Annotated in this window: 13 protein-coding genes; 3 read left to right on the top strand and 10 right to left on the bottom strand. The window is 27.9% G+C overall.

Going from position 1 to position 15,757, the window contains the following annotated elements:
• Positions 1-34: 34 nt before the first annotated feature.
• The 6 genes from rnc to ACWXVP_RS00040 all read right to left on the bottom strand — a co-directional run bounded on the left by rnc (position 35) and on the right by ACWXVP_RS00040 (position 5,580).
• The gene (gene rnc / locus ACWXVP_RS00065) at positions 35-748 is read right to left on the bottom strand and encodes a ribonuclease III (protein WP_456012488.1); all 714 of its coding nucleotides are present in this window, start codon (positions 746-748) and stop codon (positions 35-37) included.
• The gene (plsX, locus tag ACWXVP_RS00060) at positions 738-1,757 is read right to left on the bottom strand and encodes a phosphate acyltransferase PlsX (RefSeq protein WP_444704900.1); all 1,020 of its coding nucleotides are present in this window, start codon (positions 1,755-1,757) and stop codon (positions 738-740) included. Before plsX ends, rnc begins: the two co-directional genes overlap by 11 nt.
• A gap of 10 nt (positions 1,758-1,767) precedes the next feature.
• Entirely contained in the window at positions 1,768-3,414 is a 1,647-nt protein-coding gene (locus ACWXVP_RS00055) for a DAK2 domain-containing protein (protein WP_444704899.1), read from the bottom strand.
• Complete coding sequence (locus ACWXVP_RS00050; protein ID WP_438340502.1) at positions 3,401-3,706, bottom strand: hypothetical protein; 306 nt, start codon at positions 3,704-3,706, stop codon at positions 3,401-3,403. Before ACWXVP_RS00050 ends, ACWXVP_RS00055 begins: the two co-directional genes overlap by 14 nt.
• A 14-nt stretch (positions 3,707-3,720) precedes the next feature.
• Positions 3,721-4,977 carry a serine hydroxymethyltransferase gene (gene glyA / locus ACWXVP_RS00045; RefSeq protein ID WP_455965942.1) on the bottom strand — a complete coding sequence of 419 codons (1,257 nt, stop codon included), beginning with the start codon at positions 4,975-4,977 and terminating at the stop codon, positions 3,721-3,723.
• Between the two features lie 81 nt (positions 4,978-5,058).
• Positions 5,059-5,580 carry a hypothetical protein gene (locus ACWXVP_RS00040; RefSeq protein WP_438340500.1) on the bottom strand — a complete coding sequence of 174 codons (522 nt, stop codon included), beginning with the start codon at positions 5,578-5,580 and terminating at the stop codon, positions 5,059-5,061.
• Between the two features lie 382 nt (positions 5,581-5,962).
• Here ACWXVP_RS00040 and ACWXVP_RS00035 point away from each other — a divergent pair, with 382 nt between their 5' ends.
• Positions 5,963-8,890 (top strand): AAA family ATPase, encoded by a 2,928-nt coding sequence (locus tag ACWXVP_RS00035; RefSeq protein WP_456012487.1) that lies wholly within the window; start codon positions 5,963-5,965, stop codon positions 8,888-8,890.
• 185 nt (positions 8,891-9,075) lie between these two features.
• On the opposite strand, the gene ACWXVP_RS00030 is transcribed toward ACWXVP_RS00035, so the two are convergent.
• Complete coding sequence (locus tag ACWXVP_RS00030) at positions 9,076-10,680, bottom strand: hypothetical protein (RefSeq protein ID WP_456012486.1); 1,605 nt, start codon at positions 10,678-10,680, stop codon at positions 9,076-9,078.
• Between the two features lie 425 nt (positions 10,681-11,105).
• On the opposite strand from ACWXVP_RS00030, the gene ACWXVP_RS00025 reads away from it, so the two are divergent.
• Positions 11,106-11,402, top strand: a complete 297-nt coding sequence (locus ACWXVP_RS00025; protein ID WP_438340497.1) for a hypothetical protein — start codon at positions 11,106-11,108, stop codon at positions 11,400-11,402.
• A gap of 33 nt (positions 11,403-11,435) precedes the next feature.
• Here the strand turns inward: ACWXVP_RS00025 and rlmD are convergent, their stop codons facing one another.
• Together rlmD and mnmE are read right to left on the bottom strand one after the other, a co-directional pair.
• The gene (gene rlmD, locus ACWXVP_RS00020; protein WP_456012485.1) at positions 11,436-12,803 is read right to left on the bottom strand and encodes a 23S rRNA (uracil(1939)-C(5))-methyltransferase RlmD; all 1,368 of its coding nucleotides are present in this window, start codon (positions 12,801-12,803) and stop codon (positions 11,436-11,438) included.
• Positions 12,804-12,817: 14 nt separating this feature from the next.
• Positions 12,818-14,164 carry a tRNA uridine-5-carboxymethylaminomethyl(34) synthesis GTPase MnmE gene (mnmE, locus tag ACWXVP_RS00015; RefSeq protein ID WP_444704892.1) on the bottom strand — a complete coding sequence of 449 codons (1,347 nt, stop codon included), beginning with the start codon at positions 14,162-14,164 and terminating at the stop codon, positions 12,818-12,820.
• A 282-nt stretch (positions 14,165-14,446) separates the two neighbouring features.
• On the opposite strand from mnmE, the gene ACWXVP_RS00010 reads away from it, so the two are divergent.
• On the top strand, positions 14,447-15,136 hold the full coding sequence (locus ACWXVP_RS00010) for a TIGR01906 family membrane protein (RefSeq protein ID WP_456012484.1): 690 nt from the start codon (positions 14,447-14,449) through the stop codon (positions 15,134-15,136).
• A gap of 42 nt (positions 15,137-15,178) precedes the next feature.
• Here the strand turns inward: ACWXVP_RS00010 and ACWXVP_RS00005 are convergent.
• The coding region (locus ACWXVP_RS00005; RefSeq protein WP_456012483.1) for a M13-type metalloendopeptidase at positions 15,179-15,757 on the bottom strand (579 nt) is incomplete at its 5' end.

Below are 15,757 nucleotides of genomic sequence, written 5' to 3'. Positions count from 1 at the left end.
AACGTCTTGTATGTATTCAACATAAAAGACGTTTTTATTTATTTCTTCTTAATTTTTTCAGCGCATTAATTGCAGCATTGGTTTCGGCTTCTTTTTTAGATTTACCATAACCCTCGCCATATCTTTGAGATTCATGCAATACAATAGAACCAAATTCATTGTTAGGAAGCATTTCGGTGACATACTCAATTCTAGAATGACTAAATTGTTGTAATAATTCTTGCAACTCGCTTTTAGGATGCACATGGGTTTTGTTACATTGCAAATTAAATGATTCTCATAATGTTAGGTTAGTAATTTTCTTTACCCCCTCAATACCATAAACCAAATATATAGCACCTATAAATGCTTCATAAAGATTAGATTTTGTTTTGATATTAGTTCCATTAGAAAATGCAGAATTACCATATCTTAATCATTTAAATAATGAGTACTTTTCAACAATTTTGGCAAGGTTATTTTTATCTACTATACTACTTCTTAATTTACTTGCTAAACCTGCCTCATATTGCGGAAATTTATTGGCAATTCAACTTGTTACAACAAATTGTAATACACCATCTCCAATGAATTCAAGATATTCATTATGAGGTCTTGTCTTATGTTCATTCGTAAAAGATTTATGTGTAAATGCAGTTATTAAAATAAACAAATGTTCATCACTTAATTCTTTTGTTTTTACTCCCAATTGTTTTAAAAAGGGCAAGACATTATCTAGGATTTTTAAATCACTACCATTAAATTTCATTATTTTCAATATCCCCCAATTGCTTTGAAAGGTTCTTTATAAAATCTTCCTTTTCTAGCAAAAGCTTAATTTGGTTTAATGCGTTTTCAAATGCTAATTCATCAGAACCACCGTGAGCTTTAACAACAATTTTTTCTAAACCAATTATATATGCACCGCCAATATTTCGGTAGTCAAATTTTTCTTTAAATTTTTTCAAATCATTTTTCAAAAAAAGACCCGCTATCTTTGTTTTTATATTTTTATAAATTATTTTCTTGAGAAGTTTCCCAAAATTAATAAATGAAGATTCAAGAGTTTTTAGAAATATATTTCCTTGTTGTCCTTCAGCTAAAATAATATCAACCTTTCCGGCAATGGCATCGTTAGGCTCAATAAATCCATAAAAATTAATTTTCTTATTTTCCTTTAATAGCGTGTAAGCGTTTTTGATATTTTGGCTACCCTTATATTCCTCAGTGCCAACATTTAACAATCCAATACTTGGGTTAAATTTTTTAAAAATTAATTCAAAATATTTACTAGCTACAATAGCTCAGTTGTTAATATATTGAGCTGGTGTATCAATATTTGCGCCGGCATCTAATAACAGGGAAAAATGGTCAGACATTGTAGGCAATATGGGCATAAAAGCAGGTCTAAAAACGTTTGGTAATCTTTTTGTTTTTAGGGTTGCTAATGAAATAAAAGACCCGCTATCACCACTGCTCAAGATTGCATCAAAATCATTCTCATTTAAATAATTAAAAGCATCCAACATTGATGATGGCTTTTTTAAAACGTCTCTTATCGAAGAATTGATGGTTGCTAAATTGGGTGAATCAATAATTATAAAATCTTCTTTTTTTATTAAATAAGTATTGTTTTTAATTTCTTTTTCAATAAGTTTTTTATCGCCAACTAAGGCAATTTGATAATCCTTATTTTTACTCATAAAGGCCAATGCCCCTTGGATTGCTTCTTTATAACCATTATCATTATTCATTACATCGAAAACTATTTTTTTCATTTCAATTCTCCTATTCCGCTGAAATTAAATAAGGATAAATACTTTGACCACCATTGTGTATTTCGATATCTACATCAAAATTTATTTCAATATAATTTTGTAATTCATCTATATCTGACTCAGTAACATCTTGGCCATAAAAAATGTTAACTAATTGCGTTTCGGGAGTAATTAATTCATGAAGTAATTTTATTGCTGCACCATTAAATGTTGGATCTGTATCTTTCAATCTCCCTTCTTTTATAGCCATAAAATCACCGGCTTTAACCTTAATACCGTTGAGTTTAGTGGTTTTAATTGAAGGCGAAACCTCGCCATAATGAATATTTAAAAGAGCATCATTCATTAGTTGTTGATTATCAGAAACACTATTTTCCTCACTATAGTTAAATAAAATACTTAGTGTTTGGGCCTGTGATTTTGTTGGAATTACTATAATTTCTTTATCTTGTACGATAGTTGAGGCTTGTTGGGCTGAGAGGATAATATTTTTATTATTTGGAAGAATAAAAATAGTTTCAGCTCTTACGGCGTTAATAGCGGATACAATGTCATTTATTGATGGGTTATTAGTTTGCCCACCTTCAACAATATACGAGACACCATTTTCTTTCAAAAGATCAATAATGCCAGTTCCAGAATTGCACGAGATTACAGCGGTCTTTTTTATTGGACCGCAATCATGTTGATTATCGTCACAACATTGATCATTACTATTATTATCATTTTTATTTCTTTTACTATCATTAGCTTGTAAGGTCATATTTTCAATCTTAATTTTTATAAATTGTCCCAAGCTATTTGCAATATTTAAAACATCACCAGGTCTAGTGACATGAATATGAACCTTTAAAAATGAGTCATCCTGCACAAGAACCATTGAACTACCATGTTTCTCTAATTTCGAAATTAATAAATCCTTTTTGAATTTTTTCTTATTTTTTAATTCGACAATAAACTCGGTGCAATAACCAAACTCACCATCAAAAACTTCATTATCAGATATAAATTTATTTACCTCAGTTTGTTTTTCCAAAAGCGTAATAGGTTGACCTTGAAAGTATAAATGCATTCCCTCAAGAATAGCATACAAACCTTCACCGCCTGAATCAGTAACCTCAACTTCTTTTAAAACCGGTAATAGATCAGGTGTATGATCGCAACTTATTCTAGCAAGTTCCACGGCAACACGTGAAACGTCAGTAATATCACTATCAATAAGAATTTTTTCTTTTAACCCTTCTGATGTTTGTCTGATAACAGTTAATATTGTCCCCTCAACAGGTTTTAAAACAGCTTTGTAAGCGTATTTATAAGCTTCCTCAAACCCTTTTACCAAATCATAAGAATTTATCTCTTTTTTATCCTTGAAAGCAACTGCGAAACCTTTAAAAATTTGGCTTAAAATTACCCCAGAGTTACCTCTGGCGGAAAATAATAATGATTGACCTATTTGACTGGAAATATCAGAAATATTGCTAAATTCATCTGCCTTAATATTTTCAACTGCAATAATTGTTGATGTCATATTCGACCCTGTATCACCATCAGGAACAGGGAAAACATTCAATGCATTAATAAGATTTTGTTTGTTGCTTAAATTATAAGCACCAGACAAAATAGCGCCCAGCCATTGTTTTCCGTTAATTTTTTTCATTACTTATTCCTTTTATAAAAACACAAAGTTTTGATAATTTTATATTTTCGCTTTTTAGTTTGTAGGTTAAGATTTGGTATATTTCTTCCACTAGGTTTTTTGCATTTAAGTTTATCAAAATTATTAATCCAATAGTTACAGAAATTCCGTTTTTTTGTTTCGGCATCTTTTCCACAACTATTCCCGTATTAGCAAAATTAACCATATTTGTTTCATCCAAAGCCTTAAAATCAACTACGCCAGCAATTGAACCAATTCAGTTCTTAATATCTGTTTCTAATTTTTCTAACATTGAAACCTCTAACATTAATTTTTGATGTAACTTCTTTTTATTGGAAACATATTAGTTAGTTTAGCTACTTCTTTTTTAATAACTGTTTTTAAATTCTCGTTATTCGGATCTCTTAACAACTTATCCATTAGGTTAGCTAAAATGATAAATTCATCTTCGCCAAAACCACGAGAAGTCATGGCGGCCGATCCTAATCTAATGCCGCTAGATACTAATGGTGTTTCTGTATCGTTCGGTATTGAATTCTTATTAACGGTGATATTGCATTCTTGTAATACTCTTGATGCTTCTTTGCCAGTTAAACCATATGTACTTTTAACATCAATCATAAAAAGATGATTTGCTGTTAAACCAGAAATAACTTTCGCTCCTTTATTCATAAAAGTTTGACAAAAAACTTTTGAATTAATCAATAACTGTTTTTGATAATCAATAAATTCAGGTTGAAGCGCTTCATAAAAAGAAACAGCCTTACCGGCAATTTGATGAAACAAGGCTCCCCCTTGGCAACCAGGAAAAACTGCCTTATCGATCTTTTTAGCCAATTCTTCATCATTTGTTAGAATAATTGCACCTCTTGTCCCTCTTAGTGTTTTATGAGTTGTTGTCATAATCACATCGGCATAACCTACTGGTGATGGATGCAATTTTGCTATCACTAACCCCGAGATATGCGATATGTCTGCAAATAAATATGCACCTACTTCATCTGCAATATCTCGAAATCTATCAAATTCTACAATTTGCGAATAGGCTGAGTATCCGCATATAATCATCTTAGGTTTAACCTTTTTAGCTATTTTTAAGACTTCATCAAAGTCTATTACTCCATTTTCGTCAACCGAATAAGTATATGATTCATAAAAAATTCCGCTAAAAGAGATTTTGTAACCATGAGTCAAATGACCTCCTGAATCAAGAGAAAGACCTAATACTCTATCGCCCGGTTTTAACAAGGCCATGTAAACAGCAGCGTTAGCAACTGATCCTGAATATGGTTGAACATTTGCAAATTTAGTACCAAAGAGTTTTTTTGCCCTTTCCTGTGCTAATGTTTCAATTTGGTCAATAAATTCACAGCCTCCATAGTATCTTTTATTAGGGTATCCTTCACCATATTTATTTGTCAAACACGATCCAACAGCATTTAGTACTTGCTCAGAAACGTAATTTTCTGAGGCAATTAATTCAATATGGTCAGTTTGTCTCTTTGCTTCATTATTGATTATTTCTGCAATTTCTTTATCAATTAGCGAAATTTTCTTATACATATAATCTCCTTGGAAAGTAAATATTTTATTTTGGCTTAATTTAAAACTAATTTAGATATAAAATAAAAAACTAAACTTAATTTAGTCTAGTAATGTTCTTTTTGCTCTTTCTTCTTGTTCAAACTGTAATTTTTGTTTTTCTTTTTTCTTTTTTTCAATATGTTTAAACACAAGCAATATTGGTAACGATAAAAATGCAAGACCAACAGCTGGCATGACTCTGTAAGGCCACTCTTCAACGCCTGATGAAACTAAGAACGAAGCCATAGCAATTGCAAATGGAACTAAAAAAACGAATGAACTACTGCTATAAACCTTAAATTTAAAAACTATTAAAGAAACAACTGCAGTTTGAATAATAACAATACCAATAGCAATAGGCAAGAGCATAGACCATCTTTCCATTTTTTTTGTTATTTCAAATGCCCATCCGTCTCGGCCGAGCAAAATAAATAAAATAAATGAAGGAATTGCTACTAGGAATAAACCAGTTAAAGCTATCTTTCAAGAGCTAGATAATGCTTTTCTTTGCTTTTGAACCTCAAGTGTTCTATAGTTATTAATGTTAATTTTTTTATTTTTTCATTTTTTATTATTGGACATATTGGTACCTCAATACTAATAAAGCTTTATTTTTATTAATTTTATCAAAATTAAAAAAATATTTAACTATAAGGCTTTTTACAACAAACTTACACTTCTTTTAAAAAGTTATTTTATATGTTTTAATGATTAATTTTTATTCTTATTTTTACTCTTAAAACTTTAATAAAAATTACTAACAAACTTGTATTGTAAAATGAATAATCGTGCTTAAAATAAAATGAAAACAATTTATTAATTCATTATAAATTTATTATCAAAAATGGCTTTTATAACAACAACATTGAAAAAAATGTTTTTTGCTAATCCTTTTTAAAAATAGTTATTATAATAATTTATATTATTATTTTTAAGTCTTCATTGAAAAACGGAAAGGAAAATAATGAAATTAATTCAAGTTGAATCACATGGTTTTAAATCCTTTGCTGATAAGGTTACATTAAAATTCGACGGCGGTGTTGTTGCAATTATTGGACCAAATGGCTCAGGTAAATCAAACATTAATGATGCTATCAGATGAGTTTTAGGTGAAACTAGTTCAAAAGTTTTACGTGGTGATAATATGGAGGACGTAATTTTTGCGGGCTCAAAAACAGAAAAGGAAATGAATCGCGCAGAAGTCATACTTACTTTTGATAATCGTGATCGTGCCGCTAATATTCCCCATGATTTTTTTACAATTTCTCGTGTCTTAAATAGAGGAAAAGGTGCCAATGAGTACTATATAAATGGCGAAGTAGCAAGACAAAAGGACATTAAAGAAATTGCTATGCAAAGTGGCATTTCAAAATCATCATTAGCAATTATAGGGCAAGGAACTATTTCTGATATCGCTGAGGCAACACCAGAAAGAAGAAGAGAAATTTTTGAGGAAGCATCTGGAACATCGATGTATCGCTCAAAAAAACAAGAAGCATTGCGCAAATTAGAAAGAACGCAAGAAGCCTTAGATCAAATAGCAATTGTTGTACAGGAATTAGAAAAACAAATAAAACCTTTGCAAAAACAGGCTGAGAAAGCAAAGAAATATAAAATAATGAGCGAACAACTTAAAGAAGTTGAAGTCTCATTGTTAGTTCACGATTTTATGGCTCATTCAGAAAAGTTAGATGAACTAAACGCTAATTCAATGATTTATAGTCAAAAAAAAGAGGATCTTGAAATAAAAATCAAACTTTACAATGATATAACAAAGCAAAAAAACGATCTCATGGTTGAACTCGATGCTGCGATTATTAATCTAAATTCTCGCATTGATGAAATAAGTAGAGAAATTAATGATTTAGAAATAAGATCTGCAAGGGAATCAAAACAACGTGAAATGCTTATTAGTGGAAGTATTGAAGCAAACGTAGAGCAAAAAAGAGAAGCCCTAAAAGACGAATTAAGTAGCCTAAATACAAAAATTTCACTTTCTAAAAATTTTATTAAACAACAAAAAGAAAAAATCAACACCATTAATCAATCTATCTTAAATATTTCAGCTCAAAAAAATGACCTTAAAAGAGAACTAGATAACGACAAAGAAAAGCTACAAAAAATAAATTCAAAATTAGATTATATTCATGAAGTAAAGCAAAGCAAAAGCAATTTACAAAAAGGGACAAAAAATATTGTTGAAAACTCGCATTTATTTAAAGGATATAAGGCTCTAGTTTCAGAAATTATAAGCGTTGATGCTAAATTTGGCCTTGCTATTGAAACAATTCTAGCAGGAGCCTTACAACATATAGTTGTTGATAATTCTGAAACAGCTGTTAAGGCTATTGAATTCCTAAAAGAAAATAATGGTGGTAGAGCAACTTTCATTCCATTAGCATCCATAAATCCTAAATACGTTTCGGAACACCATATTGTTGTAGCCCAAACTCAAAAAGGATTTTTAGGTATTGCATCAGAGTTGGTTTATACTGAACGTGAGTTTGATATTTTAAGAAAATTTTTATTAGGCAATATCTTGGTTGCGGATAATATTGAAAATGCTAATAGATTATCACAGCTACTTGAAAAACGCTATATGGTTGTCACTCTCGAAGGAGACATAATTAGAGTTGGTGGTGTTTTAAGTGGGGGGCAAAAAAGCGACAACATATCAGCATTTGGCCTTGATGAGCAAATAAAAAAGATTGAATCACTGAAACCAGAACTGTTAAAAATAATTTCTGAACGACAAACAAAATTAAATGATCTAGAACAAGAAATTCAAAAATTACTTAGTTTATTCTCAAACTTAAGCCTTAATTTATCAAAACAAGAACTTATACAAAACGATGATTTGGCAAAATTTGATGAATTAAGAATTCAATATGAAAATATATCAAAAGAAAAAATAAAAGAGCTAGAGACTGTTAACATTGCATATGAAATTCAAAAACTAGTACTTGAAAGAAGCCATCTTTTAACAAACAAAACTTCTCAAAATGAATTATTACAAGTTGCTAAAAAAGAGTTTGCAGAAGCAAACGCAAAACAAAGCGCAGCTAATAATGATTTAAATAAACTCATTAGTGAAAATGCTATCCAAATAGCAGAAAAAGCAAAATCAGAAGCAGCTATTAATTATGCAAAACAAAGACTTTCAGAACAATATAATATGCTTTTTGAGACAGCAAAAGAGTTTTATATAGCAGATTTAGATTTCGAAATAGCAAGAAAAATTGTTTCTGATTTAAAAAATGATATAAAAGATCTTGGCCATGTAAGTTTAGACTCAATCGAACAACTCAAAGAAACAGAGGATAGATACGATGAAGTCAAAAAGCAAGAAAAAGATATTGTTGAAGCAAAAACAACAATTGAAGAAGTTATTAGTGAAATGGATAAGATAATAATCGAAAGAATAACTAACACCGTCGATCTTGCAAATAAGGAAATAAAGTTTGTTTTCTCAAAAATGTTCGGTGGTGGAATGGCAGAAATTAGATACACAGATCCAGAGAATCTTCTAGATAGTGGAATTGATGTTGTGGCACAGCCGCCTGGCAAATCTATCAAAAATTTAAGACTTTTTTCTGGCGGTGAGAAAGCACTTATTGCAATTTCACTATTATTCTCCCTATTAAAAGCAAAGCCATTGCCATTATGTATATTAGATGAAGTAGAAGCCGCACTTGATGAAGCAAATGTAATCCGTTTTGCAGAATTCTTACAAAATCTTAAAGAAAAAACACAATTTATCGTTATCACTCATCGCCAAGGCACAATGGAAAGGGTTGATAAACTTTATGGTGCAACAATGCAGAAAAGAGGTGTTACAACTTTCTTTAGCGTAAACCTAGCTGAAGCATCAAGATTAATTGAAAAGAATTAAATTAAAGCAATTAAAAAATGATGCAATATGGGTTTAGTATGCACAAAAATAGCAAGATAAAAAAGTAGACATTCCTCCTATGAGGGTGTCTACTTTTTCCTATGTTTTCTAATTAAATCTTAAACTTTTTGTGGTTTTTTAACTAAAACAAGTTTATATTGATTTTTCGGTACCGTAGATAATTTTTATTTATTTTTATTTTGCGTTTTAGGTGTTTTTAGAAATCCAAGATGACCAACACCTGTTCGATGAAGAAATGTATATTTTATTAAAAATTCATCTGTTTCTTTATTGTCAAACGTTATTTTGGTTAAAAGAAAAATTCCTGGTTTAGTTTGGTTTTTGTATTTATGAACTCAAGCCTTAAATTCCAAAATATAATTTTTATTTCTATCTCATCTTGTATTTTTTTCTTTTGGGTCAAAAATATTTGTAAAATGTTTATCTTTATATTGAGCATAAAAGGCAGCTTCTGTTTGTTTTTTTGTTTCAGGATTTTTTAGCATTTCAATAACTTGATCTTCAGTGTACATGGTTGTTTCTAATTTTGTTTTATCTATTTTTATTAGATTAGCACCATTTTTTAATTCATCAATAAATGTTCACAATTGTGTTAATGCAATATTGTAATCGTGCATTTTATGAATATCTAAATTTGTTGACAAGGTATAGTAAGCATCATTTTGGTTTTGTAACCAAGTTTTATATGTGATTTTTTCTCCTAATTTTTTAATAGCGTTTTTACGATATTGAATTAATTTGTCAAAATCTCCGTGAGTGATTTTTCTTTCATCTATTTGTTGCTTAGTTATAAATTTATTTTGTTGAAAAAGTGGAAATTTTTCTCCAAATTCTTTAAGATCTGCAAAACTAAATAGCAAAATGTTTAACATTCTAAAATAGTTATTGACATCTTTTTTGTCTTGTAATAATTGTCTTATCGTTCTTTTTGATGGATCAATTTGTTTATAATAGTTATTTATGCTATTTTTAATGTCATTAGCAGCGACACCGTTAGACGTAAATAAAGACTCATCATAAATATTATTCATCTTTTGTCATTCTTTATTTATATATTCTTCAAAAGTATCTAGGATTTGTTTTTGCTTTTGTTTTTCAAATGAAGATATTAAAACCTTACTATATTTTTCACTTAAATATGTTTTACTGTTATTTTTTAAAGCAAAAACTATCTCGTCCGCTAATGAGTTTAAATGTTTTTGTTTGTTTTCGTCTACCTTAATCTTATTGACATTAATATCTTTATTAAAGATATATTCTTGCCCTTCTAATGAAAAAGAAAATCTAATTCCTTTTTCCTCTTTTGAGGGGTCGTATTTTTGATATAGATATTGATTATAATAATTATTAACTATCTTTTGAATTTGTTCATTTGAAGGCTCATTATAATCAAAAATAATATCTGGAGCAATGTTTTTGAAAGCATTCTCGTCTAACTTTATAGATGGTTTATGAGGTTTTTTATCATCTGTTGAAGGATTCGTTTGTTTTTGTGAATTTTGTTTTCCTATTTGTCTATTAAAATCTTCTTCTGTAATCAATTTATCGATAGAAGGCTTATTTAATTCTTCTTTATCAAAACCTAACAGTTCAATTGATGAAGGTGTTTGGGGTGTCTTTTTTGGTTTTTGAGAATCTTGCGGATTAACTGGATTTGATGGGTTATTTGGTTTATTTGGTTCTTTTTTTGTAGCGCAAGATATTGTCATAATAGGAACTAATAATGCAGATGAAGTTCCTAAAAGAAAAAGTTTAGATTTTTTTGTCATCTTATTACTCCTTAATATAAAAAATATTTATTGTAATATTATATATATATATATATATGTTGCATTTTTATGCAATTTTGATACGTAAGACATAACAAATAAAAACAATTCATTTTTTAAAAAGATTTTAAAGTCAATAATCAATTATTAAAAATATATTCTTATCTATATTTTTGCAACAAAAACCAATATTTATTGAAGCTATTTCTATGATTTACTTTGCGTTAATATTTTTTTTAAAAAATTAATAAAAATAAAAAAGACTTGAATTTCAATAAAACTTTCAAGTCTTTTGTTTCATCAGGTTTTTTAATTTCCTTATTAATTTTTAAATTTAATAAGAAGTAACTACTTTTTTAAGGGTATATTTTTAAGGGTAATGGTGGTATAATTAAATATATATTTTTTACATTATAGAGGTATATATGTACGGTCTTGTTTTTTATCTAAAAAAAGAATTATTAATTAGAGAATATGGAGTCGGCGAGGAAAATTATAAACAAGCATACGAAGAAATAAGGGATATTTTAAGACACTATGGTTTTCACTGATTGTCAAACAGCTTTTATTTCTCGCGTTCAATAAATAATTTATTACAAATTACAAAAGCCTTACAACATATAAAAACTATTCCTTGATTTAAAAAATCACTAGTTTCGCTTCATGTTTTTAAAATGGAAGACTTATCAAACTTTACTGAATATATAATTGATGAAAAGTAAGTTTTTGACTTACTTTTTTAAATTTAAATTTTATTAAGATTTCTTTTCTAGTAAAACTAGAGTTTCAATATGTTGAGTTTGTGGAAACATATCGTAAGGCTGTACTTCTATTAATTCATATCCGAAACTTGTTATATTCTGTAGATCACGAACTAATGTTTTAGGCTCGCAACTTAAATATATTATTTTCTTAATATCAGAATCCTTAATTGATTTAATAGTTTCTGAATCTAAACCTTCTCGAGGCGGATCAAAAATCACTAGATCAATTTTTTCTTTATTTAAAATAAGCCACTTATTTGCATCATCATTTATTACTTCGATATTAGAAATTTTATTTTCTTCAATATTTTCAATAGCCATTAATGATGATTTTTTGTTTATCTCAACCGAATAAACCTTACGGCATTTATGCGCAATAAAGCAAGCGATTGTACCAACTCCACCAAAAGCATCCAAAACGTTCAATTCATTACTAGGTATTCAATCACTTATCTTTTTATATATATTATTCATAACCGTTTCGTTTATTTGATAAAAAGTATCATTAACAACATTAAACACTAATTTTCCAAGTTCATATTTTATACCATTATGATTTAGCAAATTAATCCACTTATTAGAAGTTGTATTAAAGAAAGTTACTTTATAGCTTAGATTGTCCTTTAATAAGGCTTCAAATAATTTTATATTCTCAGGACTTAAATCTTCCTTAATATGAAGAATGATTTCAATGCAACAAAATGAGCTTTTTGGCGATCTTAAAGTAATTTTAAATGGTTTAACCTGAAATATAAGATTTTTAAAATCTTTTTCAAAATCTGTTTTTGGACTAATTAGCACTTTTTTATAAAATTCCCTAATTGCAACAACCGCAAGTTCCATTTCTGTTTGCTCAACTAGATCATGGCTATATTTTTTAAAAAAACCTATTTTTGGACCTTTTTCATCATATTTTATTTGCAACGAAATTTTATTGCGGTAAAACCATTGGCAATTTGATTCAAGTATAGGTAAAACTTTTGTGTAATTTAAATTTCTTTCAAATAAATTCTTAATAATATATTGCTTAAATTTTAACTGGTTTTCATAATTAATCCCAGCTAGTGGAGTAGAACCTGTTTCATACAATAAAACTCCCGAAGGTTCCATTTTTTCTCTCAATAATGAACAAGTTCTATATTTTTTTACTTTTGCAAAACAACATTTTTTAGAGCAATATGTTATTTCGATATCAACTTCTTCGTCAGGTAGTAAATTATAAACAAATATAGGAACTTTAAAATCTCTTATTATCCCTAAACCTTCATACGAAAGGCCTAAATAAAAGGGTTTTGATTCATTTTTAACCCATTTCAATATTTGGCCTTCTTTTAGTTCGACTTTTCTGCTATAACTCATTTTTCACCTTTTTTTTACTTTCCTAAACAAAATTTATTAAACATATTATCCAATAGAGATTCGTTATCATGCTCTTTGTTTAAAATTTCTCTAAGTAGTGACCATGCTTTATTAATATCGAGTATTACAATCTCAGGGCCGAAACCTTTATCCATGCTTAAAATCGCATTATTTAATTCAATATAGCATTGCTTTAACAAACCTAATCTTCTAGTATTATAAATTAATTCCCTGTCATTATAATCAAGATTTAAATAGTTTTTTACCAAACTATTCTTTAATTCTCAAATATTTTTATTTTTTGCTGATGTTAATATATAATCAGATGAAACTTTATCATTTAATAAATCACTTTTATTCAATACTGGAATATATATTTTTCCTTTTGACATTTCTTTTATTAATTCATCTTCTTTGTTTTCTTTTTGACCTGGGTTAAATAAATGGACAATAATTTTTGCTTCTTTAATTGCATTTAATGAACGATCTATTCCAATTGATTCTATCTTATCTTGAGTTTTTCTAATTCCTGCAGTATCTATTATTTTAAAAGGAATTCCATTTATTTCATAATCGCCTTCAATAATATCTCTTGTTGTTCCTTCGATATCTGTAACAATTGCTTTTTCTTTATTTAATAATAAATTTAAAATTGAAGATTTCCCGGTATTAGGTCTTCCGACGATAGCCACTTTTATTCCATTATATACATCAGTTGCAAATTCTGATTTTTTTATTATTATTTCAATATATTGTTTTAAATTTGTTATTAACTTTAAAAGTTTTGTTTTATCCATTTGCTCAATATCATTATATTCTGAGTAGTCAATGTTTATTTCTATAATTGAAATAATATTAATTAGTTGTTCTTCTAATTTATTAATTAATTCATTATCTTTATCTTCAAATTGATTAATAGCAATTTCTGCTTGTATATTAGTTTTTGCATGTATAAGAGAATTTATTGCTTCTGCTTTTTCAAGACTAATTTTGCCATTTATGAATGCTCGTCTTGTAAACTCACCGCGAGTTGCTAATCTTGCTCCATTTGAGATTATTAAATTTAAAATTTTATTCGTAACAATTATCCCACCATGAGCATTTATTTCAATCGTATCTTCTCCTACATAGTTTTTATTACCTATAAAAAAACTAACTAATACTTCATCTATTTTTTTGTTGGTTATTGGATCTATTATAAATCCATAAGTTATTGTTTTATCTTTCCCGATTTTTCCTGTATAAATTTTTTTAATTATACTTATTGCCTCAGGTCCCGATATTCTTATAATTGATATGGCTTGATTAATATTGCCAGAAGAAATAGCTGCTATAGTATCATTATAATAATTAATATTCATAGAATTTTAATTATATTAAAATTATTCGAAAATAATTTAAAATAAAAAAGAAAAATATATGTTTATTATTTTGTTTAATTAATAATAAAAATAATGAATGTCGATAAGTCAAAAAAAATAAAAAAACCTTAATTTTAAAAGAAAAAAAGTTTTTTTAGTGTCAATTGTTTTGTTTTTTATTTGCTATTTAATAACATTTCTATTCTTTGTTACTTTATTACAAAAAAACAGAATTATTTTTTAAAAAGCATTTTGTTAATTAATGCTATACTAATATAAGCAATGTGAAAAAAATGTAAATATTTTTTGTATGTTTTTTTGATAATAAGTATTATGCTATTTATCTTAAGTTTTTCGATTATGTTGCCAATAGTTATTAAACCTTTTTACTATTATCATTTATCTAATCTGGATTACAAAAATATCAAATTTAATAATGGTGAGCTAAATTATGATCAACTTAAATTAGCATATAACGAACTTTTTGATTATTTAGTTTTATTTAAGAAATTTGGGACTGGGAAATTAGATTATTCATCTTTAGGGATGGCGCATTTCGCAGATGTCAAAAGACTGATTTTAATAGATTTTATTATTTTAGGTTTTTCTTTATTTACAATTCTTTTAGTTTTTTTAATATCAAAATTTACAAAAATAAGAATAAAAATTATTAAATCTTGTTTTATTGCTTCGACAATTTTACTAGGGGTGCTGATTATTGTTATAGGGTTGGTAATTAGTAATTATGATGTTGCTTTCCGTAAGTTTCATGAATTATTTTTTGCTGGTAAAACAAATTGAATATTTGAACCTTCAAAAGATGAAATTATTAAAATTTTACCTTCTGCTTTTTTTAAGAACAGTGCTATTTTTATAGCATCAGTAATTATTTTTTGAATTTCTCTTTTTATTTTTTTACAATTAATTTTATTTTTAAAACGAAAAAGAAAACAATCCGTTTTGTTACATTAAAAAAACCTCCTTCTTTTTTAAAATACAAGAAGGGGGGGTTAATTATCAAATTTTTACTCTTTTTTTCGGGCTTAGGAACATTTGGTCAGACTCTGATATTTTAAAAGTCTTATAAAAATCGTCAGAGTTTTGTACCTGAATGTTTGTTCTCAGTATAGCAGGAGCATGAACATCAGAAGCTAATAGTAATTTTTGAAGTTCAGGTCTTTGTTTAGATCTTCAGGTGATAGCATAATTTATGTAAAAATGTTTTGGGTTGTAATCTTTTTCGCTTTTTGCTGCTTCAAGGGCACATGATAACCCGCCTGCATCTGCGATGTTTTCGGATACTGTTAGTCTTCCGTCGCATTTACCAACTTCTGTTTTTTTATTATCAAATAATTTAACCATTTTTTCAGCTCTTTTGTTAAATTCTTTTTTATCATCTTCGGTTCACCAATTTACCATATTACCTACTTCATCAAAGTTAGCCCCATTATTATCAAAGGCATGTGATATTTCATGAGCAATAACTGCCCCTATACCACCGTAGTTTGAAGAAGAGGATTGTTTTGAACTATAAAATGGAGATTGTAAAATGCCTGCTGGGAAAACTATTTTATTACTTGAAGGGTTATAATA

Source organism: Mycoplasma sp. 1781 (assembly GCF_053851675.1).
This window is presented reverse-complemented; position numbering and strand designations above follow the sequence as displayed.